Here is a 652-nt window from a genome sequence, read left to right as displayed (position 1 = left end):
GTGGTAATCTAACAGCAAGAATTAGTGCAATTCCTGCTAATCCTCAATTAATAGAATTAAAAAATGTATTAAATGAAATGCTAAATGTATTAGAACAAAAAGTTGGTTCTAATATGAATGAAATTAATAGAGTATTTGATAGTTATAAAGCCTTAGACTTTACCACTGAAGTTGCTAATGCTAAAGGTGGGGTTGAAGTAACTACTAATGTATTAGGTCAAGAAATAGTAGCTATGCTAAGACAATCATCTGAATTTGCTAACTTACTTGCTAGTGAAAGTGGTAAATTACAAAGTGCTGTTAAGAACTTAACTGATTCTTCATCAAGCCAAGCTTCTTCTTTAGAAGAAACAGCAGCAGCATTAGAAGAGATTACTTCTTCTATGCAAAATGTATCTCATAAAACTAGTGAAGTAATTGCTCAAAGTGAAGAAATTAAAAATGTTACTTCTATTATTGGAGATATTGCAGATCAAATTAACCTACTTGCATTAAATGCAGCTATTGAAGCAGCACGTGCTGGTGAACATGGACGTGGCTTTGCTGTTGTTGCTGATGAAGTTAGAAATCTAGCAGAAAGAACTCAAAAGTCTTTAGGTGAGATTGAAGCTAATACTAATATCTTAGTTCAATCTATTAATGAAATGGGTGA

1 protein-coding gene is annotated in these 652 nt (G+C 32.2%); it reads left to right on the top strand.

Annotated elements, in window-relative coordinates; translation table 11 throughout:
• A partial coding sequence (locus tag L8V77_RS07655; protein WP_263707401.1) for a methyl-accepting chemotaxis protein occupies positions 1–652 on the top strand: 652 nt, incomplete at both ends.

The sequence above is a fragment of the Campylobacter sp. IFREMER_LSEM_CL2127 genome (assembly GCF_025771745.1).
Classification (GTDB): Bacteria; Campylobacterota; Campylobacteria; order Campylobacterales; family Campylobacteraceae; genus Campylobacter_D.
Note: the sequence above shows the minus strand (reverse complement) of the source record. Positions and strands in the feature narration are given on the sequence as shown.